General features: G+C 71.4%; 23 protein-coding genes. 13 read left to right on the forward strand and 10 right to left on the reverse strand.

The window, feature by feature from the left end; all coding sequences use genetic code 11:
- The first annotated feature begins 32 nt into the window (after nucleotides 1-32).
- The gene (locus tag DEJ28_RS01710; RefSeq protein ID WP_111114253.1) at nucleotides 33-974 is read left to right on the forward strand and encodes a Ppx/GppA family phosphatase; all 942 of its coding nucleotides are present in this window, start codon (nucleotides 33-35) and stop codon (nucleotides 972-974) included.
- On the opposite strand, the gene DEJ28_RS01715 is transcribed toward DEJ28_RS01710, so the two are convergent.
- A complete protein-coding gene (locus DEJ28_RS01715; RefSeq protein WP_111114254.1) occupies nucleotides 971-1615 on the reverse strand; it encodes a putative antibiotic biosynthesis monooxygenase in 645 nt (214 codons plus the stop codon). The two genes, DEJ28_RS01710 and DEJ28_RS01715, sit on opposite strands and share 4 nt — an antisense overlap.
- 81 nt (nucleotides 1616-1696) lie before the next feature.
- On the opposite strand from DEJ28_RS01715, the gene DEJ28_RS01720 reads away from it, so the two are divergent.
- The gene (locus DEJ28_RS01720; RefSeq protein WP_111114255.1) at nucleotides 1697-2176 is read left to right on the forward strand and encodes a DUF6328 family protein; all 480 of its coding nucleotides are present in this window, start codon (nucleotides 1697-1699) and stop codon (nucleotides 2174-2176) included.
- Here DEJ28_RS01720 and ku read toward each other — a convergent pair.
- Complete coding sequence (gene ku, locus DEJ28_RS01725) at nucleotides 2173-3141, reverse strand: non-homologous end joining protein Ku (RefSeq protein ID WP_111114256.1); 969 nt, start codon at nucleotides 3139-3141, stop codon at nucleotides 2173-2175. The genes DEJ28_RS01720 and ku overlap by 4 nt on opposite strands.
- Nucleotides 3142-3203: 62 nt before the next feature.
- Here ku and DEJ28_RS01730 point away from each other — a divergent pair, with 62 nt between their 5' ends.
- The 6 genes from DEJ28_RS01730 to DEJ28_RS01755 all read left to right on the forward strand — a co-directional run bounded on the left by DEJ28_RS01730 (nucleotide 3204) and on the right by DEJ28_RS01755 (nucleotide 8562).
- A complete protein-coding gene (locus DEJ28_RS01730) occupies nucleotides 3204-4094 on the forward strand; it encodes an SDR family oxidoreductase (RefSeq protein WP_111114257.1) in 891 nt (296 codons plus the stop codon).
- The gene (locus DEJ28_RS01735; RefSeq protein WP_111114258.1) at nucleotides 4091-6643 is read left to right on the forward strand and encodes an ATP-dependent DNA ligase; all 2553 of its coding nucleotides are present in this window, start codon (nucleotides 4091-4093) and stop codon (nucleotides 6641-6643) included. Before DEJ28_RS01730 ends, DEJ28_RS01735 begins: the two co-directional genes overlap by 4 nt.
- Before the next feature lie 135 nt (nucleotides 6644-6778).
- Entirely contained in the window at nucleotides 6779-6934 is a 156-nt protein-coding gene (locus tag DEJ28_RS01740) for a hypothetical protein (protein WP_181433588.1), read from the forward strand.
- A gap of 199 nt (nucleotides 6935-7133) precedes the next feature.
- Nucleotides 7134-7664, forward strand: coding sequence for an RNA polymerase sigma factor (locus DEJ28_RS01745; protein WP_258367891.1), 531 nt, complete (start codon nucleotides 7134-7136; stop codon nucleotides 7662-7664).
- The gene (locus tag DEJ28_RS01750) at nucleotides 7661-8236 is read left to right on the forward strand and encodes a hypothetical protein (protein ID WP_146248776.1); all 576 of its coding nucleotides are present in this window, start codon (nucleotides 7661-7663) and stop codon (nucleotides 8234-8236) included. Before DEJ28_RS01745 ends, DEJ28_RS01750 begins: the two co-directional genes overlap by 4 nt.
- The gene (locus tag DEJ28_RS01755) at nucleotides 8233-8562 is read left to right on the forward strand and encodes a hypothetical protein (protein WP_111114261.1); all 330 of its coding nucleotides are present in this window, start codon (nucleotides 8233-8235) and stop codon (nucleotides 8560-8562) included. Before DEJ28_RS01750 ends, DEJ28_RS01755 begins: the two co-directional genes overlap by 4 nt.
- A gap of 48 nt (nucleotides 8563-8610) precedes the next feature.
- Here the strand turns inward: DEJ28_RS01755 and DEJ28_RS01760 are convergent, their stop codons facing one another.
- The 6 genes from DEJ28_RS01760 to DEJ28_RS01785 all read right to left on the reverse strand — a co-directional run bounded on the left by DEJ28_RS01760 (nucleotide 8611) and on the right by DEJ28_RS01785 (nucleotide 13831).
- On the reverse strand, nucleotides 8611-8787 hold the full coding sequence (locus DEJ28_RS01760; RefSeq protein WP_181433589.1) for a hypothetical protein: 177 nt from the start codon (nucleotides 8785-8787) through the stop codon (nucleotides 8611-8613).
- A 10-nt stretch (nucleotides 8788-8797) separates the two neighbouring features.
- The gene (locus DEJ28_RS01765; RefSeq protein WP_146248777.1) at nucleotides 8798-9772 is read right to left on the reverse strand and encodes a sugar phosphate isomerase/epimerase family protein; all 975 of its coding nucleotides are present in this window, start codon (nucleotides 9770-9772) and stop codon (nucleotides 8798-8800) included.
- Nucleotides 9773-9960: 188 nt separating this feature from the next.
- Nucleotides 9961-10644, reverse strand: coding sequence for a fumarylacetoacetate hydrolase family protein (locus tag DEJ28_RS01770; RefSeq protein WP_111114263.1), 684 nt, complete (start codon nucleotides 10642-10644; stop codon nucleotides 9961-9963).
- A 60-nt stretch (nucleotides 10645-10704) separates the two neighbouring features.
- On the reverse strand, nucleotides 10705-10905 hold the full coding sequence (locus DEJ28_RS01775; RefSeq protein WP_111114264.1) for a hypothetical protein: 201 nt from the start codon (nucleotides 10903-10905) through the stop codon (nucleotides 10705-10707).
- Nucleotides 10898-11242 (reverse strand): hypothetical protein, encoded by a 345-nt coding sequence (locus DEJ28_RS01780; protein ID WP_146248778.1) that lies wholly within the window; start codon nucleotides 11240-11242, stop codon nucleotides 10898-10900. Before DEJ28_RS01780 ends, DEJ28_RS01775 begins: the two co-directional genes overlap by 8 nt.
- A gap of 117 nt (nucleotides 11243-11359) precedes the next feature.
- Nucleotides 11360-13831, reverse strand: a complete 2472-nt coding sequence (locus tag DEJ28_RS01785; protein WP_111114266.1) for a phosphoketolase family protein — start codon at nucleotides 13829-13831, stop codon at nucleotides 11360-11362.
- 270 nt (nucleotides 13832-14101) lie between these two features.
- Here DEJ28_RS01785 and DEJ28_RS01790 point away from each other — a divergent pair, with 270 nt between their 5' ends.
- Nucleotides 14102-14779 (forward strand): hypothetical protein, encoded by a 678-nt coding sequence (locus DEJ28_RS01790; protein WP_111114267.1) that lies wholly within the window; start codon nucleotides 14102-14104, stop codon nucleotides 14777-14779.
- 92 nt (nucleotides 14780-14871) lie between these two features.
- Here the strand turns inward: DEJ28_RS01790 and DEJ28_RS01795 are convergent, their stop codons facing one another.
- Entirely contained in the window at nucleotides 14872-15474 is a 603-nt protein-coding gene (locus DEJ28_RS01795; RefSeq protein ID WP_111114268.1) for a DnaJ family domain-containing protein, read from the reverse strand.
- A 38-nt stretch (nucleotides 15475-15512) separates the two neighbouring features.
- Entirely contained in the window at nucleotides 15513-17333 is a 1821-nt protein-coding gene (locus DEJ28_RS01800; protein ID WP_111114269.1) for a glycoside hydrolase family 15 protein, read from the reverse strand.
- Nucleotides 17334-17551: 218 nt separating this feature from the next.
- Between DEJ28_RS01800 and DEJ28_RS01805 the strand changes: the two genes are divergently transcribed.
- The 4 genes from DEJ28_RS01805 to DEJ28_RS01820 all read left to right on the forward strand — a co-directional run bounded on the left by DEJ28_RS01805 (nucleotide 17552) and on the right by DEJ28_RS01820 (nucleotide 21007).
- A complete protein-coding gene (locus tag DEJ28_RS01805) occupies nucleotides 17552-17677 on the forward strand; it encodes a hypothetical protein (RefSeq protein ID WP_258367869.1) in 126 nt (41 codons plus the stop codon).
- A 157-nt stretch (nucleotides 17678-17834) separates the two neighbouring features.
- Nucleotides 17835-19001: an RtcB family protein gene (locus DEJ28_RS01810; protein WP_111114270.1), complete on the forward strand. Its 1167-nt coding sequence runs from the start codon at nucleotides 17835-17837 to the stop codon at nucleotides 18999-19001.
- A 105-nt stretch (nucleotides 19002-19106) separates the two neighbouring features.
- A complete protein-coding gene (locus tag DEJ28_RS01815) occupies nucleotides 19107-19940 on the forward strand; it encodes a DUF1206 domain-containing protein (RefSeq protein ID WP_146248779.1) in 834 nt (277 codons plus the stop codon).
- A 191-nt stretch (nucleotides 19941-20131) separates the two neighbouring features.
- Nucleotides 20132-21007, forward strand: a complete 876-nt coding sequence (locus DEJ28_RS01820) for an SMP-30/gluconolactonase/LRE family protein (RefSeq protein WP_111114272.1) — start codon at nucleotides 20132-20134, stop codon at nucleotides 21005-21007.
- Nucleotides 21008-21067 lie beyond the last annotated feature (60 nt).

The following is a 21067-nucleotide window of genomic DNA, read 5'->3' on the forward strand; positions in this document are numbered from 1 at the left end:
TGCTGTCACGAGACGGCCACTAGCGTTGACGCATGCGCGTGGGAGTCCTCGACATCGGGTCCAACACCGGCCACCTGCTCGTGGTGGACGCCCACGGCGGCGCCGCGCCGCTGCCGGCCTCGTCGTTCAAGCAGCCGCTCCGGCTCGCCGAGCACCTCGACGACGCCGGCGCGGTGACCGAGGCCGGGGTCGACGCCCTCACCGCCTTCGTGGCCGACGCCGTCCGCGTCGCCGAGGAGCGCGGGTGCGAGGACATGCTCGCGTTCGCGACCTCAGCCGTCCGCGACGCAGTGAACTCCGAGGCGGTCCTCGCCCACGTCGAGGCCTCGACCGGCGTCGAACTCGCCGTCCTGTCCGGCTCCGACGAAGCGCGGCTGACGTTCCTGGCCGTCCGCCGCTGGTTCGGTTGGTCGGCGGGGCGGCTCGCCGTGTTCGACATCGGCGGCGGCTCGCTCGAGATCGCCGGCGGCGGGGACGAAGCACCGGACGTCGCGTGGTCCATGCCCATCGGCGCCGCGCGCCTGGCCCGCACCCACTTCGCCTCCGGGACCCCCAGCGAGGACGACGTCCGCCGGATCCGGCACGAGATCCGCGTCGAGATCGCCCGTGACGCCGGACTCCTGCTCCGCGCCGGACGACCCGACCGTGCGGTGGCGACCTCGAAGACGTTCCGCTCCATCGCCCGCATCTGCGGAGCGGCGCCGTCCGGGGCCGGGGCGCTCGTCCCGCGGGCGCTCGACGGAGCCGTCCTGCGGGCGAAGTTGCCGTCGTTGCTCGCGATGACGGTGGACGAACTCGCCGAGCTGCCGGGTGTCTCGGCGAGCCGGGCGCACCAGATCGTCCCCGGGGCGCTCGTCGCCGAGGCGTGTCTCGACATCTTCGACCTGCCCGCGCTGGAGATCTGCCCCTGGGCGCTCCGCGAGGGTGTGATCCTCGAGCGGCTCGACCAGCTGTCGGTGCTCGGGACGCCCTAGCGGCCGGGTGGCGGCGCCGGCGCCGGCGCCGCGTCGCGGTTCGCGCGCGGCGGGGCGAGGAGCCACGGCCGGATGAGCTTCGTGACGAACGGCAGCACCCAGAACGTCATGATCGGCGTGAGCACGAGCGTGGTGATGAGCACCCGCGGCAGCACCGGCAGCGCGCCGAACGCCGGGACGAGCCAGCCGACCAGGTACGTGAACGCCAGGTTCACCGGGAAGAACCCGAGCCAGATGCTCACCGCCTGCTTCCACCGCGGGGGAGCGCTCGACGCCGGAGCGTCCTGCGGGACGTCGAACCAGCCCTCGATGCCGGTGCGCTTCTCGACACGGGCGTCCACGACGAGGTCGCGGCCCAGGTCGAGCCAGCGCAGCCGGTCGTCGGAGTTCTCCCACGTCGCGAGGGAGTCGTGGTCGGCGAACCGGTACAGCATGTGCCACTCGCGGCTCGTCGCGTGCGAGCGCACCCACCCCGACCCGAGGAACCCCGGGTAGCGGTTCGCCAGGTTCACACCAGACTGGACCCAGCGGGTGGCGTCGGGGATGCGGTCCGGTTCGACCAGGCGGGTGATGGAGACGGTGACGGGTGGGCCATCGGTCGCGGGTGTCGACGACACGGCCCCAGGCTCTTCTGGAGTCATGCGTCCAGTGTCGCGCAGGCGTGTTACCGGCTCGTGTCGGACCTCGCCGACCCCGCGGCCGTCGGTGGGTAGGTTCGCGGTATGAGTGAGACCGAACGCGGTCGGCACGAGACCCCGACCGAACGCTGGGACCGGAACTGGTCCGACATCCAGCAGGAGCTGCGCATCGTGCAGACGGGAACCCAGATCCTCGGCGGGTTCCTGCTGACGCTGCCGTTCCAGCAGCGGTTCACGATGCTCAGCGACCTCGAGGAAGGGCTGTACCTCGTGCTGGTCGTGCTCGCCGCCGCCGTGACGATCGTGGCGCTGTCCGCGGTGTCCTCGCACCGGCTCGTCTTCCGGCAGCGGCAGAAGCACGACCTCGTGCGGGTCGGCAACCGCATCCTGCTCGCGACGCTCATCGCCAGCGCGCTGCTGTTCTCCGGGACGGTGCTGTTCGTGTTCGACGTGGTGATCGGTGACGTCGGCGGGCTCATCGGCGGCATTGCCGTGTTCGTCGGGACCGCGGTGCTCTGGGTGTCGATCCCCCTCGCGCTCCGGCGGTCGCACCGGGACGGCTAGCTGGCCTGCTTCTTCGCGGCGGGCTTCTTGGCGGGGGCCTTCTTCGCCGGTGCCTTCTTCTCGGCGGCCTTCTTCGTAGCGGGCTTCTTCTCCGCCGGCTTCTCGTCGGACGACGTCGACGTCGACGTCGACGCCGACCGCGACCCGGACGACCGCGACCCGGACGACGACCGCGACCGCTTCTTGTCCACCGACGCCCGCAGCGCGGCCATGAGGTCGATGACGTCGCCGCCCTCCCCCTCGTCGTCGTCCTCAGCGCGGTCGCCGAAGGTCTTCTCGGTGTCGACGTCGTCGCCGGCCTCGAGCTTCGCGTCGATGAGCTGCTGCAGCTCCGCCTGGTACTCGTCCGTGTAGCGGTCGGGATCGAAGTCGGTGGCCATGCTGTCGACGAGCGACGACGACATCTTCAGCTCGTTCGCGCTCACCTTGACCGAGGCATCGAGCGCCTTGAAGTCCGCGGCGCGCACCTCGTCGCCCCAGAGCAACCCCTGCAGCAGGATGACGTCGTCGTTCACCCGGAGCACGCCGAGTCGGGTCTTCTGCCGGAGGGTGAACTGCACGATCGCGAGACGGTCGGTCTTCGCCAGTGTCTCCCGCAGCAGCACGTACGCCTTCGGGGAGCGGGAGTCCGGTTCGAGGTAGTACGACTTCTCGAACATCATCGGGTCGACCTGCTCGACGGGCACGAACTCGAGGACCTCGATCTCGTGCGACTGCTCCTCGGGGAGCTTCTTGAAGTCGTCGGCCGTGAGGATCACCGTCTTGTCGCCGTCGTCGTAGGCGCGCTGGATGTCGGCGTACTCGACCTCGTGGCCGAACTCGCACACCCGCTTGTACCGGATGCGGCCCTTGTCCTCGTCGTGGACCTGGTGCAGCGAGACGTCGTGGGTCTCGGTCGCGGCGTAGACCTTGATCGGCACGTTGACCAGCCCGAACGCGATGGAGCCCTTCCAGATCGACCTCATGCGCTCATGATGCCCGTGTGGAGGCTGGAGTGCCCGGAGTTGCCAGGGAGCACGATGGTCGCATGAGCCAGCTCGACAAGCAGGACCCGCGCGACCAGTTCCCCCGTCCGCCGTTCCCCGCGCAGACCCAGCAGGGGTCCGGACTGGCGAGTGCGATGGACCCCGCGCCCGACCACGGCGAGACGAGCTACCTCGGCACGGGCCGGATGCGCGGGTACCGGGTGCTCGTCACGGGAGCGGACTCGGGCATCGGTCGCGCGGCGGCGATCGCGATGGCGAAGGAGGGCGCGGACGTCGCCCTGAACGCGCTCCCCGAGGAGCGTGAGGACCTCGAAGCCGTCCGCGACGTGGTCGGCGACCTCGGACGGAAGGCCGTGCTGCTGCCCGGCGACCTCACCGACGAGGCGTTCTGCGACGTGCTGGTGCGTGACGCTGTCAGCGAGCTCGGCGGCCTCGACGCGCTCGTCCTGGTGGCAGGGCACCAGCAGGTGCACGAGGACATCACCCGGCAGAGCACCGAGGACTTCGACCGCACGATGAAGGTCAACCTCTACTCGTTGTTCTGGCTGGTCCGTGCCGCGGTGCCGCACATGGCGCCGGGCAGCGCGATCGTCACCACCAGCTCGGTGTCGGCGTACCAGCCGCAGGACCGGATGATCGACTACGCGGCGACGAAGGCCGCGATCATCACGTACACGAACGGGCTCGCCCGCCAGCTCGCGGCGAAGGGCATCCGGGCGAACACCGTCGTGCCCGGACCCGTGTGGACGCCGCTCCAGCCGATCAGCTACCCCGGCGACGAGATCGCCGCGTACGGGCAGGACACGCCCTTCGGCCGTCCCGCGCAGCCGGTCGAGCTCGGCAGCGCCTACGTCTACCTGGCGGGACCGGAGTCGTCCTACACCTCCGGGTCGACCCTCACCGTGGCGGGAGCGACCGGGGTGGCGCTGTGAGCCCGACCTCCCGCAAGACGGTCGTCCTGGTCGGCGACCGGCGGCTCGCGCTGACGAACACCGACAAGGTGCTCTACCCCGAGACCGGCACGACCAAGGGGCGCGTGATCGAGTACTACGAGCGCGTGGCGCCGTGGATGATCCCGCACGTGAAGGACCGTCCGGTGACCCGGAAGCGCTGGGCGAACGGCGTCGACGGCAAGGTGTTCTTCGAGAAGAACCTGCCGGACTCCGCCCCGGACTGGGTCCGGCACCACACCATCCACCACTCCGAGCACGACAACGAGTACCCGATCGTCGACGACCTGCCGACCCTGGTGTGGATGGCGCAGCAGGCCGCGCTCGAGCTGCACGTCCCGCAGTGGCGGTTCGGTCCCCGCGGGGCGCAGCAGAACCCGGACCGGCTCGTGCTCGACCTCGACCCGGGCGAGGGCGTCGGGCTGTCCGAGTGCGTCGAGGTGGCCGTCGCGGCACGCGAGGTCCTGCACGGCATGGGCCTCGACCCGTACCCGGTGACGTCCGGCTCGAAGGGCATCCACCTGTACGCGGCGCTGGACGGCCGTGCCACCACCGGTCAGGTTTCCGACGTCGCGCACGAACTCGCGAAGTCGCTCGAACAGGACCTGCCGGACCTGGTGCTGTCCTCGATGAGCCGAGCCGAGCGGAAGGGCAAGGTCTTCGTCGACTGGTCGCAGAACAACGGCAACAAGACGACGATCGCCCCGTACTCGCTCCGCGGCCGGGACCGGCCGACGGTCGCGGCGCCCCGCACCTGGAAGGAACTGGAGGAGCGCGGGCTCGCCCAGCTCACGCTGGACGAGGTGCTCGAGCGCCTGGAGGCCCGTGGCGACCACCTGCACCCGGTCGCGTCCGCCTCGTTGGCCGTCGGCAGACACGACCACGGTCACTGGGACAGCGACCGGACCCAGCAGGCGAACGACGCGGAGCAACCGGGCCGGGACCGCCTCGCCGCCTACCGCGCGAAGCGCGACGCCTCGAAGACGCCGGAGCCGGTCCCCGAGGACGCACCCACCGTCCGGAAGGACGGCACCCCGACGTTCGTCATCCAGGAACACCACGCCACCCGCGACCACTACGACTTCCGGCTCGAGCACGAGGGGGTGCTCGTCAGCTGGGCCCTGCCGAAGGGCGAACCGAGCGACCCGGGGAAGAACCACCTCGCGGTGCAGACGGAGGACCACCCGCTCGAGTACGGCGCCTTCGAGGGCACGATCCCGAAGGACGAGTACGGCGGCGGCACGGTGACCATCTGGGACGACGGCACCTACGAGCTCGAGAAGTGGCGCGAGGGCGAGGAGGTCATCGTCACGCTGCACGGTCGGACCGGCGGCGCTCGACGGCTCGCCCTGCTGCACACACGGGGGCGGGGTCGGGGGCGCGAGGGCGACGAGAAGAACTGGCTCATCCACCGCACCAAGGACCAGCCGGACCGCCTGGCGGACGGCGGCGACGCGGCGGGGACGAGCCGCGCCTCCAGGCCGACGACCGCACCCCGTGGCGGACGGACGGCAGACGGTCACGACCGTGACGGACAGACCCGTATCGACGGGGCTGCCGAGTCGGACACCGCGCCCTCGGACCGTCGGACGATGCAGGCGTCGCTGGCGAAGGGTGAGCCGGTGCTGGACCCGTCGGACTGGGCGTTCGAGATGAAGTGGGACGGGATCCGGGCGCTCTGCACCGTGCGGAACGGCTCGGTGACCCTCCGCAGCCGCAACGACAACGACCTGACGGACCAGTACCCGGAGCTGCAGGAGCTCGGCGATCGGGCCGGGGTCGACGGTGTGTTCGACGGGGAGATCGTCGCGCTGGACGACCGCGGGCGGCCCTCGTTCCAGCTCCTGCAGAACCGGATGGGGCTGACCAAGAAGCGCGAGGTGGACGCCGCGATGGCGCAGACGCCGGTGCGGTTGCTGCTCTTCGACGTCCTCGAGGCGGACGGGCACGAACTCACGCGCCTCGCGTACGACGCCCGTCGGCAGGCGCTGGAGACCGTGGTCGACCCCGGCGGCGTGATCGACGTCCCCCCGGCGTACCAGGGCGACCTGCCGCGGGCGATGGCGGACTCGAAGCAGCAGGGACTCGAGGGGGTCGTCGCGAAGAAGCGCTCGTCGAAGTACGCCGAGGGGCGGCGGTCCGAAGCGTGGTTGAAGCTCAAGCACCACGCGACGCAGGAGGTGGTCGTCGGCGGGTGGAAACCCGGCAACGGTCGACGTGCCGGCGGTGTGGGCTCCCTGCTCCTCGGGGTGCCGGGACCGGACGGGCTCGAGTACGTCGGCAAGGTCGGCACCGGGTTCCGTGACCGGGACCTCGACGAGATCGGCGCCGCACTCGCGCCGCTCGAGCGGAAGACCTCGCCGTTCGGGGACGTCCCGCGGCCCGACGCCCGCGACGCGCACTGGGTGACGCCGAAGCGCGTCGGTGAGGTCGAGTTCGCGGAGTGGACCTCGGACGGGCGGTTGCGACAGCCGTCCTGGCGCGGGTGGCGGGTCGACAAGGACCCGGACGACGTGGTCCGCGAGAGTTGAGCATGCGTCTGCATCGGCTCAGCCAACGGCGAACTTCCGTCCCCCGTCCCACCCTCGATCGGGGGACGATTCCGGGCCGGTCATCCGCGATCCCGTCGCCGGCTGTTACGTTCGCCGGGACGAAAGGGCGCGAGCATGAGCGCGAGCAAGTACCTGCCCCCGTTCACCACGGAGGAGCGCGGCACCGTCGCCGCGGACCGGTCGGCACGGACGCCGGTCGATCCGGGGACGGTCCTGCCGGAGTCCGAGGTCACCTACGCGGACTTCCTCGGCGACGAGGTCGACGACTGAGAGGTCCGGTCGACCGAACTCCGGTCGACCGAAGTCGGCTCGACCGAGCTCGGCTCGACCTGGTGGAGACGACCCGTGCGCCGGATCAGGGAACGCACGGGTCGCCGTACAGAAGACGAGGCGAACAGCAGGTTCGTCACGTCCGGACCCGGAATTCCCCGAGGAGCGCACCCTGACCGACGCTGATGCCCTGGCGTCCCTGTCGGACGCCTCGCTCGTCGAGCGCAGCGCCGACGGTGACACCGCCGCCTTCGGCGTGCTCATCCGCCGGTACGGTCCGCACATGCGGGCCTACGCCGCCCGCATCCTCGGGCACGGTGACGGGGAGGCCGACGACGCCGTGCAGGAAGCCGCCCTGCAGGCCTGGCAACGCATCGACCGGGTCGACGACCCGGACCGGGTGCGCAACTGGCTGTTCCGGATCGCGGCCAACAAGGCCCTCGACCGTCTCCGACGCCGTCACCCCCACCTCGATCTGGAGGCAGTGGCGGAGTCCGCCGACGACCGTCCCGTCGACGAGGTGGTCGCCACGCGGCTGCAGGTCCAGGAACTCGCGCGTATCGTGCAGGCACTTCCCGACGCACCCCGTGCGGTCTGGGTGATGCGCGAGATCGGTGGGGCGTCGTACGCCGAGATCGCCGAGGCGACGGGGATGCCGCAGGCGACCGTCCGGGGTGTCCTCGCGCGGGCACGACGACGTGTCCTCGAGCAGATGGAGGGGTGGCGATGACCGACGACGAACGCTTCGGTGCCTTCACCCTCGAGGAGCTCTCCGACTACCTCGACTCGGACCGGCGACCAGCGCGCCCGGACATCGAGGGCGACCCCGAGGCCGCCGCCGCGCTCGGGCGGCTCGAGGCGCTCCGGACGGCGTCGCGGGACCTGCTCGCCACGGACGTCTCCGCCGCCGCTGTCGCCGCGGCCGACGACTCCTGGATCGCCGCCGTGCTCACCTCGATCCGGACGACGGCGCACGCCGGTCGCGACATCCCGGTGCCGGACGACGACCCTGCGTCGACGCTCGTCGTGACCGAGGGCGCGCTCCGCGGACTCGTGCGGGCACTCGGCGACGAGGTCCCGGGCCTGGTGGTGCGACGGACACGGTTCACCGGCGACGTCACCGTCCCCGGCGGGGCGGTCGACGTCGAGGTCTCGGTCGCGGTGACCGCCGACGGACCCGTGCACGAGCGCGCGGAGGCGTTGCGGCTCGGGGTCGAGGCCGCACTCGCCGCGCACGCTCCGTTCGCCGTCCGGTCGATCGTGGTGCGCGTCGCCGACCTCATCGACGGAGGGACCGCATGACGCGCGACACCCGGGACCTCTCGCGGCAGCTGACCCAGGCGGTCCTCGGGGTGCCGGGCGTGCGGTCGGTGCTGCCTCCCGGACCGGCGCTGGCCACCCTGGTGCGGGACGTCCGCAAGGTGCTCGACGTGCCGCGCGACGGCGGCGCGGTGCTCGTGCAGGACCGTCCCGAGGGAGCGCGGATCCGCGTCGTCCTCACCTCGGACCGGGCCGTGCCGACGGTCGCGCTGCTGCGGGCCGTTCGCGACCGGCTCGCCGAGGTCGCCACCGTGGTGCTCGGTCAGCGCCCCGCCGACGTGACGGTCCGGGTCGTCGAGATCGACTGAGGTGCGGTCGGACCCGTCCGGGTCACCGAATGGGTGCGGGGCCGCAGGTCACGGAGCGGGTGCTGGCCCGTCGGCCGGCGCGGACCCGTCGGCGACGGGCAGGTCCTCGTCGATGAGTTCGTCCTCTTCCGGCTCCGTCACGTCGGCCGCGGCGGCCTTCGCCTCGTCGATGGACTCCTGCGAGCGGCGGAGGAGGTCGTCGTCGTGTGGTGCGTGGTCCGTCATGCCACCGACGTTACGCGGGGGTGCCTGTGTCGGCATCACGACGACGGGCGCGGTGGGCCCGGTCGTGCTGCCCGTGCGCGGGTGGCTCGAAGTCCACCGCCGAGGTCGGCGCCGGGGTGGTCGGCATCGCCGGGGCAGCGGGGGAGCCGTACGCGTCGGCGGCGTCGAGCACGGCTCGGGTCGCCGCGGCCGCGGTGCGGAGCGCGTCCGCCGTCGGCATCGCCCGGTGCGCTGCCGTCCGCACCTCGACGCCCCAGGGCTCGTCGAAGCCGAGGTCCCGCACGGTACGGATGAACCCCGGCAGGTCCCAGGCGCCCGCACCCGGCAGGTACCGGGCCGCGCGCGACTCCTCGGACAGGGTCATGCCGGCCGGGGTGTGCAGCAGCCCGTCGCTGAGCTCCACCGCCGCGAGCGTGTCCGGCGCGATCCCCTGCCGGATCGACGCGAGCGTGGAGCCGCCGCGGAGCGCGTGCATCGCGTCGACGAGCAGTCCACCGTTCGGGTGACCGGCCGCGGCCACGAACCGGGACGCACGCTCCACCGTGGGCAGGTTCGACCACGGTTCCGGCTCGAGGACGAGCTGTGCGCCGACCTTCGCGGCCTGACTCGCCAGGTCGGCCCAGTCCTCGACCATGGCCGCCGGCGAGATGCCGGGCAGCGTGGTGTCCGCTCGCGCGACCACTTGCCAGGCGCCGAGCATCGCGGCAGCCTCGAGGACGACACCTCGGTCGGCCTCCTGGTCGGGCGTCCGGCTCGAGCACGTCCACCAGCGTTCGAGGGGGCCGAGCTGGACCCAGACGATCCCGGAGCCGTCGAGCACCCGGCGGAGTTCGGCGAAGCCGATGGTCGCCCGGACCTCGTGGAGGTCGCCGAGCGAGAGCGAGAGCCCCGCGAAGCCGGCTGCCCCGACGGCGCGGACGCGCTCGCCGAGGGGTTCGTCACCGGCCCAGGTCCAGGACGTCGCGAGCAGGTCGTGTTCCTGCACGGCGCACCTCCGTTGTCCGGACACGTCCGCGCGCCCCGTCGCGCCCGGTGTGTCCCGTTGGAGACGCCGCAGTTCCCCCCGCAGCGTCGACCCCTTGCTACCCGTCGAGCCTGCGAGGGCTCCCAGGGCCGGGACAAACCCGTGAAACCCGGAAGATCAGGAGGTCGGACGATCAGGAGGTCGGACGATCAGACGATCCGGGTCCGGACGGAGCCGACGCCGGCGATCGTGCCGTCGAGGACGTCGCCGCGGTCGAGGACACCGACTCCCTCCGGTGTCCCGGTCATGAGGAGGTCGCCCGGTGCGAGCGTCACGAACCGCGAGAGTTCCGCGATCGTCTCGGCCACCGACCAGATCTGGTCCGCCAGGTCGCCGGACTGCCGGAGGTCCCCGTTCACACGCAGCTCGATCGTGCCGGTCGTCGGGTCGACCCCGGCCGCCGGGGTGAGCGCCCCGATCGGTGCCGAGGCGTCGAACCCCTTCGCGGTGTCCCACGGCCGGCCCAGCCGTTTCGCCTCGGCCTGCAGGTCGCGCCGGGTCAGGTCGAGTCCGACGGCGTAGCCCCAGACGTGCCCGAGGGCATCGTCCACCGCGAGGTCACTCCCGCCGGTGCCGATCGCGACGACCAGTTCCACCTCGTGCTCGAGTCGGTCCGTCATCGTCGGGTACGGGGTGTCGGCGTCGTCGACCACGACCGCGTCGGCGGGCTTCGTGAAGAAGAACGGCGGCTCGCGGTCCGGGTCATGCCCCATCTCCCGCGCGTGGGCGGCGTAGTTCCGACTCACGCAGAACACGCGACGGACCGGGAAACGTCCGCCCGTCGACGTCGGGACGGTCGGGAGGGCCGGGGCCGGGATCACGAGGTCGCGCACCCGTCCAGCGTGGCACGACGCACGAGCGGTCGGCACAGCGGGTTGGCTGGCGCAGCTGGCTCAGTCCGCGAAGGACGCCTCGTACCGCAGCTTCCGCGCGCGGGCCCGCTCCTGCCGTTCCCGCCACTCGATCCGGGCCTGGCGGAGCTCTTCTTCGACTCCTCGTGCTCGGACGATCGGACCGTAGTGCGGACTCGCGAGCAGGGTCGGTGTGGTGAACTCGAGGCAGTCGAGCCAGCGTTTGAAGGATCGGTCACTCATCGTGGAGATCATCGGGGGAGCCTTCCTCGTCTCGTTGGGTCTTCTGCAGCGCGCGGGACCGTTCGAGGGCTTCGAACACCCAGGTGTCGTCGTCCGTCGTCCATCCGCGCGTCACGAGTGCGGTGGCCATCACCGAAGCGGCTTCGCGCTGCGTTTCGTCCTCCGAGGTCGCCCGGTCGGCGACCCACGACCAACGCTGCCACCACATGTCGCGGTGCCCCAAGAACTCGGTATTTCGCCGCCCCGCCCGGCCGTCCGCGACGTTCACCACCAGCGCGGCCACGGCGACGACGGCGCCGGAGACCGACACGAGTGCGCTGATGAGTCCGACGTCCATGTCCTCCACCCTGACGTGACAGGACCGGCCACACGTCGAGCGTGACCGGTCCTGTGGACGGCGCCACGCGCCTCCCGGCTGTGGAGGAAGGAACCCGGGACCGGACCCCACCGACGGTCAGCGCCCCGGCGCTGCCCCCTCGGTCTCACCCGCTCCGGGGTCACCGCCGGTCCCACCGGACGCGGGCTCGTCCTGCGGCCACCCCGCGAACTCCCACCCGCCGAGCGACGGGTGGTCCTCGCCCTTCATGTACGCGAACGTCCGAGCGGCGTCCCGTGCGTCCGAGAGTTTCGTGAGCAGGTCGGCGTGCGCCGCGGCGTCGACGCGGGAGAGCGCGTCGTGCGCCAGCGCGAACCGGTCCATCTCGTTGCGCATGAGCATGTCGAACGGCGACGTCGTCGTGCCCTGCTCGAGGAAACCGTGCACGTGCAGGTCGTCGTGTCCGTGTCGGCGGTAGGTGAGCTGGTGCACGAGCGACGGGTAGCCGTGGAAGGCGAAGACCGCCGGGGTCCCCGGGAGGAAGAGCTCGTCGTAGCGTTCGTCCGGCATCGGGTGCTCGTGCTTCCGCGGGTCGCCGAGTGCGAGCAGGTCGACCACGTTCACGACGCGCACGCCGACCTCGGGTGCGTGCTTCCGGATGATGTCCGCCGCTGCCACGGTCTCGACGGTCGGCACGTCCCCGGCGCAGGCGAGCACGATGTCGACGCGTCCGACGGACTCCTCGGTGCCCGCCCACCCCCACACGCCGGCACCGGCGTCGACGTGCGCGACCGCGTCGTCCAGCGACAGGAACACGGGCTCCGGGTGCTTGCCTGCGACGATGACCTCGATGCGGTCGGTCGTCTCCATCGCGTGCGCGGCGACGGCGAGCAGGGTGTTCGCGTCCGCCGGCAGCTGGATGCGGACGAGGTCCTGCTGCTTCGAGGCGACGACGTCGAGGAACCCCGGGTCCTGGTGGGAGAAGCCGTTGTGGTCCTGCCGCCAGACGTGCGACGACAGCAGGATCGACAGGTTCGAGACCGGCGCCCGCCAGTCGATGTCGGTCGACGACTCCAGCCACTTGGCGTACTGCCCGACCATCGAGTCGATGATGTGCGCGAACGCCTCGTAGGTGTTGAGGACCCCGTGCCGACCGCTCAGGACGTAGCCCTCGAGCATGCCCTCGAGGAGGTGCTCGGAGAGGACCTCGGTCACGCGACCGTGCGTCCCGAGGTGCTCGTCACCGGGACCGCGCTGCGCCCGCCACACGCGCGAGGTCACGTCGAACACCGCGTCGAGCTTGTTCGAGATCGTCTCGTCCGGCCCGAACAGCCGGAACGTCGACGGGTTCCGCTGGATGAGCGCCGCCAACCACGGCCCCAGGGTGCCCGTCGCGCTCGCGGTGTCGCCGACCTCGGCCGCGAACTCGGCGAGTCCGGGACGGTCGAGTGCCGTGCGGATGCGGCCGCCGTTCGCGTGCGGTGCCGCGCTCATGCGCCGCTCACCCGTGGGCCGGATGGTCGTCAGGATCCCGATCGGCTGGCCGTCCTCGTCGAAGAGCTCCTCCGGCCGGTAGGAGCGCATCCACTCCTCGAGCTGCCGTCGGTGGCCGTCGTCCTCGCGGACCGCGGGCAGCGGGACCTGGTGTGCACGGAAGGTGCCCTCGACCTGCTGACCGTCGACCTCCTTGGGCCCGGTCCACCCCTTGGGCGACCGGAGCACGATCATCGGCCAGCGCGGACGGAGGTCGGCGGCACCGGCCGGCTGACCGGCAGCCGCACGCTGCGCCTGGCCGCGCGCCGCTGCCTGGATGTCGTCGATCGTGGCCATGGCGCGGCGGAGTGCGCCGTCGAACAGCGCGTGCACGGCGAACGGGTCGTTGTCGACCCGTGCGGAGTCGACGACGACGGGCTCGTACCCGAGTCCCCGGAAGTACGCGGTGAGGTCCTCGTCGGGGATGCGGGCGAGGATCGTCGGGTTCGCGATCTTCCACCCGTTGAGGTTGAGGATCGGCAGCACCGCGCCGTCGTGCACCGGGTCGAGGAACGTGTGCGCCTGCCAGGAACCGGCGAGGGGACCCGATTCCGCCTCACCGTCGCCGACGACGCACGCGACGACGAGGTCCGGGTTGTCGAGCGCGGCACCGTACGCGTGGGCGAGTGAGTACCCCAGCTCACCGCCCTCGTTGATCGACCCGGGGGTGTTCGGTGCCGCGTGCGAGGGGATCCCGCCGGGGAACGAGAACTGCTTGAAGAACTCCTGCAGTCCGGCCGGGTCGGGTGTGATGGACGGGTAGAGCTCGCCCCACGTGCCCTCGAGCCAGGCGTTGGCGTTCATCGCAGGGCCGCCGTGGCCCGGACCGCAGATGTAGAGCACGTCGCGGTCGGTCTCGGCGATCAGGGCGTTGAGGTGCGCGTACACGAGGTTGAGTGCGGGCGACGTCCCCCAGTGGCCGAGGAGTCGCGGCTTCACGTCGTCGGGGTCGATCGGGCGCGTGAGCAGCGGGTTGTCGAGCAGGTAGATCTGCCCGACAGTGAGGTAGTTCGCGGCGCGCCACCAGGCGTCGATCGCGCGGATCCGGTCGGTGCTCGTGGTGAGTGCGGGGGACATGCCCCCACGCTACGGAGGAGTGGTCGAACCGATCCCAGGGAGCAGCTACGGAGCAGCCCAGGGAGCGGCCCAGGGAGCGGCCCACGGGCACGGCCGGAAAAAACTTCTCACCGAGTTCCAAACCGTTCGGGAGGGGGTGCCGAATGAGATGCACAAGGGCAAACGCCCAGGGCACTCTCCGGTCATGTTTGGCCGGTACTCAGCGTTCGCACAGAAGCGCGCTGACGGCCAACCGCCGGAATGCTCATCACAGCAAAGGACTGAAGACCAATGCGCAAGTCACTCAAGACCTCGATCACTCTCGCCACGACCGGCGCGCTCGTCCTCGGCGGCGCAGCGTTCGGTGTCTCGGCCGCGCAGGCCGACGGCTCCGTCCACACCGTCTCCTCCAGCTCGACGAAGATCCCCGGCCCCGTCGCCTCGGTCCCCGAGGTCCTCGGCGGCGACACCGCCGTCAAGCTCGACTCGGGCTTCACCGACGCGCTGACCGCCCTCAAGCTCACCCCGGGCGTCTCCGGCAACGCGAAGCTCGCCGACGGTTCGGTCTCCTTCCCGATCACCTCGGGTTCGGTCACCTACTGGTCGCCGGACGGCAAGTACCGCCCGTACGTGCAGGGCCTGCTCAACCACGACGACTCCGGCCTGACGCTCAGCGCCGGCGACACCACCGTCACGCTCGAGAACTTCGTCGTGAACCCGGGCTCCTCGAAGCTCTACGGTGACGTGCTCGTCAACGGCAAGGTCGCCGTCGCCAACGCCTACCTGTTCTCGCTGCACGGTGGGACGCTCAAGGCGCTCCAGCTCGAGGGTGACAACGCCATCCTGACCGGCACCACGGTGCACGTGTCCGGTGACGCCGCGAAGCTGCTCAACAGCACCTTCAAGACCGACGCCGTCAAGGCCAACCTCCTCGTGGGCGTCGCGACCATCACGGCGAAGATCAAGTAACCAGCACGCCAAGGACGAGGACGGCACCACGCGACCGCGTGGTGCCGTCCTCTTCTCGCGCTCGGGGACCGGGCCTGGAGGCGCGGCTCACCTCACCGACGTCGACGCCACCACCGACGTGGCCGGTTCGCGGACTCCGCTGCCCGCTCGGCCGCGGCCCGCGCATCCGCCGCGGAGCGCTCCTGCCGACGGTCCCGCCACCGCGCGACCTCGTCGTCGACGTCCCGGAGCGGTGTCACCACCGGCGGCCCGCCGAGGAGCTGCCGGCGGGCCTCCTTCACGCGGGCGTTGAAGTCGTCGAGGACGTCCCGGACGTCCTGCTCCACCGGCAGTGCGTCGAGTGCGTCGTCGAGTCCCGCGTCCTCGGTGCGCAGCGCGAGGGCGGGCGGGGCGATGCCGCGGATGTCCTCGCGCTCGATCTTCGACTTGATCCACCAGTCCGGGTCGTGCTGCCCGTCGTTCCCGGGCAGGGGCTTGCCGTGGTACGGGTTCCCCTCGAACACCCCGCGCCGCTCGGCCTCCTCGATCCGCGCCCGTGCGTGCGCGGCGACGTCGGCGGCCTTGAGCAGCCGACGTTCCTCGCGGACCTCGTCCGGGTCGAGGGAGCCGCGTTCGATCTCGCTCTCCACGAGCTGCTGGTAGCGGTAGCGGGCGGCCCTCCTGAGCCGGTCCATCCGTGCGTCGACGTCGTTCATCGTCAGACCATGATGCGCCCGGCGTCCGACGTCCTCGTTCAGGCCGCCTCAGCGACCTCCTCGATCGTCAGTGCCGCCTGGATGAGCGCCAGGTGCGAGAGGCCCTGCGGGAGGTTGCCCATGAAGTCGCCGTCGACCGCACTGAGCATCTCGCTGAACAGTCCGACGTCGTTCGCCTGGGCGACCATGTCGTCCATCAGCGATCGGGCGTCGTCGACCCGGCCGACGCACGCCAGCGCGGCGGCGAGCCAGAACGAGCAGGCGACGAACGGGGACTCCTCGTCCTCCACCCCGGAGTACCGGTAGACGAGCGGACCGTGCTGCAGCTGCGCTTCGATGGCGCGGATGGTCGACTCCATGCGGGGACCCCGGTCGAACGCGGACATCGCGTGCAGCAGGATCGACGTGTCCAGCGCGTCGGTGTCCGGGTGCATCACGTAGTGGCCGAGTTCCTCGTTCCAGCCGTGCTCGGCGACCCAGTCCTCGATGAGTTCGCGGTTCTCGACCCACTTGTCGCGGGGGCCGTCGATCATCCCGGCGTCGTGCAGTTCCACCGCCGCGTCGAGGGCCTGCCAGCAGCCGATCTTGCTCGTCGTGTAGTGGTGGGCCTCCTGCAGCTCCCACATCCCGGAGTCGGGTTCCACCCATCGGTGGCAGGCGTCGTCGGCGAGGTCGTGCAGCACGGAGGCGGTCTTCCGGTCGAGGACGTTGCCGGCGCGCACGTACTGCCGCATGATCTCGAAGACGTCGCCCCAGACACCGAGCTGCAGCTGGTTGCCGGCCCGGTTGCCGACGGTGACGGGGCCGATGCCGTTCCAGCCCGGGACGTCGCGCTCCTCGACACCGTCGGCCTTCGAGCCGTCGAGGCCGTAGAAGATCGGCATCGTCTCGTCGTGCTCGGCGATGGTGCGCATCACCCAGGACACCGCGGCGTGGGTCTCCTCGCGCAGGCCGAACCGGGTGAGGGCGTGCACCGTGTACGCCAGGTCGCGGACCCAGGCGAACCGGTAGTCCCAGTTCTTGCCGCCGGTCCGGTCCTCCGGCAGGCTCGTGGTCGGTGCCGCGGCGATCGACCCCGTCGGTGCGAAGATGAGGAGCTTCAGCGCGAGAGCGCTCCGCTGCACCGCGTCGGCCCACGGGCCGTCGTAGTTGAACTCCTTCGACCAGGTCGACCAGTTCTCGATCGTGCGGTCGACCCCCTCGAGCGTGCGCTCCGGCTCGGGCAGGAAGATCGGTTCGTCGTACGTCCCGACGATCGTCAGGATCGACTTCGTGTCCGGCTGCGTCCGGAACCGGCCGGAGAACCGAGGCCCGTCGTCGTGGACGGGCTGGAAACCCTGTTCGACGATCCCGATCGTGACGCCGTCGACGCCGATCACGGTGCCGTTCGCGGTGTCGAGCCGTTGCGGTTCGGCGGTGTTGAGGATCGTGCCCGGCACGACGGCCCACTCCATCTCCACCGAGCCCTCGACGCCCTGCACGCAGCGACCGATCTCCGCCCACGGCAGCCGGCCGGCGACGCCCGTGACCATCGCGTCCGTCACGGTGGCGGTGCCCGACGGGGTCGTCCACGTCGTGACGAGGACGTTCGTGCCCGGCAGGTACTCCCGCGACGCGCGGGCGTCCCCGTCAGCCGGCCGGAGCGCGACGTGCCCGCCGTGCTCGGCGTCGACGATGCTCGCGAAGACCGGCGGGGAGTCCATCGAGGGGATCGGCAACCAGTCGATCCGGCCGTCCAGCGCGATGAGGGCGACCGTCCGTCCGTCGCCGATCGCGCCGTAGGAACGCAGCGGCACGTAGCCGTCGGTGCGCTCCTCGTTCTCGGTCGCGTCGGGGGTGTCTCGGGTCCGTTCGGTCATGCTCCCAGCCTGCCCCGGATCTGCTCCGGACCATCAGACGGACGTACCCCGCTGTGGAGAACGCGGGGCGGGCCTCCAGGCTGTGGAGGAGGAACCAACCGGGACCGCGACGCCGCGACACGCCCGGGGTGACTTGTGCAGCCCGGGCGTGTCCCACTACTGTCGACCTCCTGCCCACCGGCAGACCGCCCGTCCCGGGCACCTCGGAAGGACCGCGCATGAGCGCCGTGCAGCACCGCGAACACCGCGTCGAGCTCCAGCTCGCCGTGCTCGCCGTGCTGCCCGAACGGCAGCCCGTGTCGCCTGCACGGCACGCAGAGCAGTCCCTCCACTACCCCGCGTAGGCACGCGACGTCACTCGACGCCCCGTGCCCACCCGGCTCGGGGCGTTCGTCTCGCTGTCCCTCCACGTCCCGCCACGCACGGCGGCCGACGCGGGCGTGCAGCCGGAACCCGTCTCGGACCGTCACCGACGACCGTCACGAAAGCGAGACCACCACCATGGAGAAGATCACCGACCGGCTGCTGAGCTGGGCCTCGATGCTCGAGGAGAACACCGAGCAGCAGGCCCGCACGACCGCTCGCATGCCGTTCGTGTTCCCGCACCTGGCCCTCATGCCGGATGCCCACCTCGGCCTCGGCGCCACCGTGGGCTCGGTCATCCCGACCCTCGGCGCCGTCATGCCCGCGGCGGTCGGCGTCGACATCGGCTGCGGCATGATCGCCGTCCGGACACAGTTCTCGAAGGATGACCTGCCGGACGACCTGCAGGCCCTCCGCGAGCAGATCGAGCGCGCGATCCCACTGTCCGCCGGCGCCGCGAACCGGAAGATCGTCGCCACCGCCGAGCCCCGCGTCGCGGAGCTCGAGGCGATGGCCGCCACCGCCGGGTTCGACCCCGACGGCGTCCACGGTCACTGGCGGAACCAGCTCGGCACGCTCGGCTCCGGCAACCACTTCATCGAGGTCTCCCTCGACGAGGAGGACCGCGTCTGGCTGTTCCTGCACTCCGGGTCCCGGGGCGTCGGCAACAAGATCGCGCAGCGGCACATCAAGGTCGCCAAGCGGATGATGCAGCGCTGGTGGATCGAGCTGCCGGACCCCGACCTCGCCTACCTCGTCGAGGGCACGCCGGAGTTCGACCGCTACATCGCCGAGCTGCGGTGGGCCCAGCACTTCGCGCTCCTCAACCGCGAGGAGATGATGGACCGGGTCGTCCGCCAGCTGAGCGAGGTCCTGCGGGCACCGGTCGACGAGCTCGAGCGGATCAACTGCCACCACAACTTCACACAGCGCGAGACGCACTGGGGGAAGTCGGTGTGGGTGTCCCGGAAGGGCGCGATCCAGGCGAAGGCCGGTCAGGCCGGACTCATCCCGGGCTCGATGGGCACGGCGTCGTACGTCGTCGAGGGCCTCGGCAACAAGCCGTCGCTCGAGTCCTCGCCGCACGGGGCCGGTCGGCTGTACTCGCGGTCGGCGGCGCGGCGGACCTTCACGCACGACGAGCTCCGCGCGGCCATGGTCGGCATCGAGTACCGCGACACGGACGCGTTCCTCGACGAGATCCCCGCGGCGTACAAGCCGATCGACCAGGTGATGGCGGACGCGGCGGACCTCGTGTCGATCCAGCACACGCTGCGGCAGGTCGTCAACGTGAAGGGCGATTGACGGGAGGCGCGGGGCGGGCCCCGCCCCGCGCCTCCAGTCCGCCAGGTGGCTGGGACCCAGGGCCCCTGCCGGACAGGGCGCGCGCCGTCGGGCACGCTCGGTGTGGTGAGTGAGCAGGCGGAACAGGCGGCCCGGAAGACCGGACGCGAAGCGAAGCGGGTCGCCGACAGTCGGTGGTTCGAGGTGATGGCACGCGCCGGCTTCGTCGGCAGCGGCGTCGTGCACCTGCTCATCGGCTACCTGGCGATCCTGCTCGGCGTCGGCAACGCGTCGTCCGGCGGCGAGACCGACCAGTCCGGCGCGCTGCAGCAGATCGCCGAGGTCCCCGGGGGCGTCGTGCTGCTCTGGCTCGTCGCGATCGGCACGGCCGCCCTGACCATCCGACTCGTCGTCGAGGCCGTCGTGGGTGGTCGGACCGACAGCGCCCGCGGCTGGGGCAACCGGCTGAAGAACGTCGCGAAGGCCGTCGTCTACGGGATCATCGCGTACTCGGCGGCTTCGTACGCGCTCGGCGCCGGCAAGAGCTCCAGCGGATCGAGCCGGAGCGCCGCGGCGCAGGCGCTCGCGACCCCGGGCGGCGTGTTCCTGCTGCTCCTCGTCGCGGCCGTCGCCGTCGGCATCGGCATCGGCCTCGTCGTGATCGGCTGCCGACGGACCTTCTGGAAGCTGCTCGTCCGCCCGCCCCAGCCGATCGAGCGCACCGTCACCGTGCTCGGCGTCGTCGGCTACGTGCTCAAGGGCATCGCGGTCGTGATCGTCGGGGTGCTCATCGCGGTCGCCGGCTTCCGGAGCGACCCCGACCAGGCGACCGGACTCGACGGAGCCTTCGACGCGCTCCGGAGCATGCCCGGCGGGGTCTTCGTCCTCGTCGCGATCGGCATCGGGTTCCTCGCCTTCGGCGTCTTCAGCTTCTTCCGCGCCCGGTACGCGCGCCTCTGAGCGGGTGCTTCCGGGGCTGCGCGGGTTTTGTGCTGCGCGGGTGCTTCCGGGCTGCGCGGGGGGTTCCGGGCTGCGCGGGTTTCGTGCTGAGCGACACCTCACGGCCCCGCCAACCCGTGAGGTGTCGCCCACGCCGTGAACTCGCGCCCGGCCTGGGGGGACGCGGACCGGCGAAACGGTAGACCAGGACCATGACCGCGAACGCCACCACCGGACCCGCGACCGTGTTCTCCGACGCCGGAGCCGTCCTCGTCGAGAGCATCGTGTGGGATCCGGCCACCGAACGGCTCCGGTGGGCGGACATCACGCTCGGCACCCTGAACACCTCCGACGCGCACGGCACGGCCGAGTCGAGCGTCCCGTTGCCACCCCCGCTCGCGAGCTTCCAGCCCCGGGCCGACGGCGGCTTCGTCGCCGCGCTCGGGGACACCGTCGTCGTCACCGACCCCGACGGCGTGGTCGAGCGCGAGGTCGCCCGGGTCGAGCACGCGGTCGCCGGCATGCGGTTCAACGAGGGGAAGTGCGACCCGTTCGGCCGTTTCCTGGTCGGCAGCATGAACGTGTCGTCGGGGGAGCCCGATGCGGCGCTCTACTCCGTCGAGGCCGACGGCACGACCCGCGTGCTCCGCGGCGGCTTCGGCGTGACGAACGGCATGGAGTGGTCGGACGACGGGTCGGTCATGTACGTCACGGACACGAGCACGTCGACGATCTACCGCGCGTCGTACGGACCGGACGGCGAGCTCGGCGAACTCGAACCGTTCATCGTCGGGGCCGCGCACGACGGCCTCGTCCGCGACGACGAGGGGTGCTTCTGGAGCGCGATCTACGGCGGCGGCCGTGTCGAGCGGTACGGGCCGGACGGGTCGCACCTCGAGACGGTCGAACTGCCCGCGCCGAACGTGACGTCGGTCGCCTTCGGGGGGCCGGAGATGTCGACGCTGTTCGTCGGGTCGGCGCGCGAGAACGCGACCGAGGAGCAGCTCGAGCAGTACCCGCACTCGGGCGCCGTGCTCGCGGTGCCGACGCGGGTGCACGGATTCCCCGCGAACACCTTCAGCGGCTGACGGCTCGGGGCCAGGGCGGCCGTCCTGCCGGCGGGTATCCTGGGCGATCGCCCGACCCGA

It is taken from the genome of Curtobacterium sp. MCPF17_002 (assembly GCF_003234115.2).
GTDB lineage: Bacteria > Actinomycetota > Actinomycetes > Actinomycetales > Microbacteriaceae > Curtobacterium.